General features: G+C 58.4%; 3 protein-coding genes. 1 reads left to right on the top strand and 2 read right to left on the bottom strand.

Annotated elements, in window-relative coordinates; all coding sequences use genetic code 11:
* On the top strand, positions 1–270 hold a 270-nt coding region (locus tag D7D26_RS11790; RefSeq protein ID WP_147413033.1), incomplete at its 5' end, for a transposase.
* A 330-nt stretch (positions 271–600) separates the two neighbouring features.
* Here the strand turns inward: D7D26_RS11790 and D7D26_RS11795 are convergent.
* Together D7D26_RS11795 and D7D26_RS11800 are read right to left on the bottom strand one after the other, a co-directional pair.
* Positions 601–1959 carry a glutamine synthetase family protein gene (locus D7D26_RS11795; protein WP_120373173.1) on the bottom strand — a complete coding sequence of 453 codons (1359 nt, stop codon included), beginning with the start codon at positions 1957–1959 and terminating at the stop codon, positions 601–603.
* A gap of 418 nt (positions 1960–2377) precedes the next feature.
* The gene (locus D7D26_RS11800) at positions 2378–3340 is read right to left on the bottom strand and encodes a M20/M25/M40 family metallo-hydrolase (RefSeq protein WP_199674788.1); all 963 of its coding nucleotides are present in this window, start codon (positions 3338–3340) and stop codon (positions 2378–2380) included.
* Positions 3341–3835: the final 495 nt, after the last annotated feature.

The following is a 3835-nucleotide window of genomic DNA, read 5'->3' on the forward strand; positions in this document are numbered from 1 at the left end:
GGGAGCAACGTCATCGGCGATAAGGCTTACGGTTCGCAAGCCATCAGAGAGTACATTACTTCTCGGGAGGGAAGTTACACTATCCCGCCGAAGAGCGATAATCCCGAACCGTGGTTTATAGATGAGCATGTTTACAAGGAACGACACTTGGTTGAATGTTTCTTTCAGAAAATCAAATGGTTCCGTAGAATTTTCACCCGCTATGACAAACTTGACGCTTCGTTTTTCGCTTTTGTTCTTGTTGCTGCCAGTGTTATTTTATTGAAATAATACAAGCTGAAATGTTTTTTAAACAAGCCCTAATTCTTGATAGAAAGTATTAACATAGTTTTCCGGGGGCTGCGGGGGAGTTCAGTCGCTCAGGACTACCTCGACCGCTACGCGGTTTGCGCAGCTCGCTTTGTGAATCTCCCCCGCAGCCCCCTTGCGTTCGGCCTTTTAATTAAGAAATAGTATAAAACGAGGAACGGGTGTGCGGAGAGTTACCTTTCCCCGCGCAAACGAAAACGTTCCGTCTGAAACATTTCCAACGGCAAAGGCCGGCGAGCGTGCTCGCCGGCCTTTGCCGTTGCTCTTGAGTTTTCTCTGCTCGTACCTGATTCAGAAGTACAGCTCGTACTCCTGCGGCGTCGGGGCGTTGTAGATGTAGGCGGCTTCCTCGCGCTTGACCTTGATCCACTGCTCGATGAGCTGCTCGGGGAAGACGGGGCGCAGATAGGCGTGATCCTTTTCCAAGCCGTCGAGCACGGCGTTCAGGTTGAGCGGGAAGATCTTTTCCTGAAGGATCTCGGCGCTGTTCATGCCGAGCGCCACGGGATCGAGCTGGGCGGCGATGCCGTCGCAGCCGGCCATGACCATGCCGGCCAGCATAAAGTAAACGTTGGCCGAGGCGTCGCCGGGCCGGTACTCCACGCGCGTGCTGTCCTTCTTGAGATAGCTGGGGATGCGCACGGCGGCGCAGCGCGAGCCCTTGGCGAACGTGGCGCTGACGGGCGCTTCGAAGCCGGGCACGAGGCGGCGGTAGCTGTTGGTGCTTGGATTGGTGAACGCCAGCAGGCTGCCCGTCTGGCTGTGGGTCAGCAGTCCCGCCGTGTAGGAAAGCGCCAGCGGCGACAGATTGGCGACGCCGTCGCCGGGGAACAGGCTTTTGCCGTCGCGGGTCAGGAATTGGTGCACGTGCATGCCGCTGCCGGAAACCTTGTTCATCGGCTTGGGCATGAACGTGGCGAAGATGCCCATCTCGCGGGCCACGGTGCGGATGATCCACTTGGCCAGCGTCACGTCGTCGGCCGTCTTCTCCATCGACGTGAATTCCAGCTCGATCTCCAGCTGGCCGGCGGCCACTTCGTGATGATGATACTTCACCGGCACGCCGGCGATCCCCATCAGCTCCACCGTCATGTCGCGGAAATCGCGGTAGCGGTCCTCGGGCGAGACGCGGTGATAGCCGTCGAACAGGCCGAAGCGCGGCGCGCTGCTGAAATCGTCGCCCAGCCCCTCGGCGGTGGCGACGCTGTAGCCGACGCGGTTGGGCTGGATCGTGTACTCCACCTGATCGAACGCGTAATATTCCAGCTCCACCAGCATTTTGGCGTCGTCGGCGATCTTCTTGTCGCGCAGGTACCTGGCGGCGTTTCTGACGACGTTGCGAGGATACTGCTCGAAGGGGATACGTTCGTCGGTGGCGGAGACCACGTCGCAGAACACGTGCACGGTGTTGAATTCGCCGCGCCGTTCCAGCAGCGCCCGCCCCATGTCGGGAACGGCCACCATGTCGGAATTGCTGACTTTGGCGTAGCCGTAGTTGGAGCCGTCGAAACCGATGCCGTCGCGCAAAACCTTTTCGGTCGCGTACTCGCGGGGCAGCGTTACCGAGCGCAGGTTGCCCCTCAGGTCGATCATCATCAGGTTCAGAAAGTTCACTTTCGACCAATCGCCGTTAAACGTGCTCAGATTCATGACTATCGCTCCTTTTCATCTTTCTCCGCTTTTCGGCCTGGCCGCGGCCAGCCTTCAGCAAAAATCCCGCCGGAGGTTCCCTCCGACACGTCACTTTATAAAAAATTAATAACTATCAATCAACGTCAAATTATCATAAAGGACGATTCACGTCATTAATAAAAAATGACCAATTTTTCTATTTTAATGTACCGTATTACTGCAAAAACGATCACTTTTTCGCAGGTGATTTCTTTTGAACGGCAGCTTCGAACAAAAAAAGTCCCGCATCGCTTTTCAGGCGTTTTATGCCTGCACGTCCTGCGCGATAAAAAAGCGCTCCGCGAGTTTCTCATTCCCTGCGAGAAACTCCTCGGAGCGCTTTCTGCATATTCTTTAAATGAACTGTCCCAAAGGGCTTCCCCGCCCGGCGCGAAATCTATTCGGGCAGCCCGCCCCTGTCGCCCCAGGCAAGAACAATGCGTTCGGCCAGTTCGCCGGCACGGCGCAGGTCGTCGAGCACGATCCGTTCGGAAACGCCGTGGTTGCCGCTGTACCCCGTGGCGACGCCGACAACGCCGATCCCGGCGGCGTTGAAAACGTTGGCGTCCATGCCTCCGCCGCCGCCGTTGACCTGCGCCTCCGCGCCCATGCCGCGCAGGGCGGCCAGCGCCGCCTGGATCACCGGAGCGTCCTCGTCGAAGCTGAAACTTTCGTATTGCGGCGTCACCGTCGTCGTGACCGCGGCGCCGGTTCCCGCGGCCGCCTCCCGGCAGTGCTTCTCGAAATATTCCACGTAGGCGGACAGAGCCGCGTCGTTGCGGCTGCGCATTTCACCCCGGCAGACGGCGTAGGACTGGACAATGTTGGTGACTTTGGTGCCGCAGTCCAGCACGGCGAAGTTGGCCGTGCTCTCGGGATCGAGACGGCCGTCGCGGATCGTCGCGAGGATTTTCGCCAGCGCCGTCACGGCGTTGACGCCCTCTTCGGGACAGTTGCCGGCGTGCGCCGCTTTTCCCGCCACCTCGACCGTCAGGCTCACCTGCCCCGGAGCGGCGCAGACCACGCGCCCCAGCCGACCGGGCGAGTCGAACGCGTAGCCGACTTTGGCGCGCAGCCGCCTTGTGTCGAAAGCCTTGCTCCCCAGAAGCCCCGCTTCCTCCCCTACGGTGAAGAGATATTCCACGCGCGGGAACTTTCGTCCGCAGGCCTGCAGACGGCGAACGCTGTCGATCAGCGCCGCCACGCCCGACAGATCGTCGGCCGCCAAAATCGTCGTGCCGTCGGAAACGATCAGGCCGTCTTTGATCTGCGGCTTGATCCCCTGCCCGTTGGCGACCCGGTCCATGTGGGCGTTGAGCAGGATCGAGCCGGGCAGCCCGCCGTCGAGCACCGCCAGCACGTTGCCCGCGTTGCCGCCGAAACCGGCCCCCGCGTCATCCTCCTCGACCGCCAGCCCCAGCGCCCCGAGTTTCCCCTTTACCGCGTCGGCACGCCGCGTTCATTCCCCGACGCCGCGTCGATCTGCACCAGCTCGAGAAAATCCTCAACGATGTCTTTCATCTATAGGGCTCCCCCTTCTCTGCCATCTTGTCACCGGCTCCTGTGGAATGTCGCAGTCTGCTCTGCCTGTTAACAGGCCTACAGTGTCCTGCTCATATTGTAGCACTGTACGAAGGCAGTTCTTCCTATTTAATACTCACATCACTAAAATTTTAAAATATACATTATACAGCTTGACAAAGCTCGATGAAAGAAATAACATGTTCGCAAGAGAGATACGCAATATATCGTGTATTTTTGAGATGGTTATTTATATCGAAAGGGCAGGTAGATATCAATGGACAAGAACAGCGACAAGTACATCCGGGACGTTGACGCCGAGATCGCCGACATC

The organism is Pyramidobacter sp. CG50-2 (assembly GCF_003612005.1).
Classification (GTDB): Bacteria; Synergistota; Synergistia; order Synergistales; family Dethiosulfovibrionaceae; genus Pyramidobacter.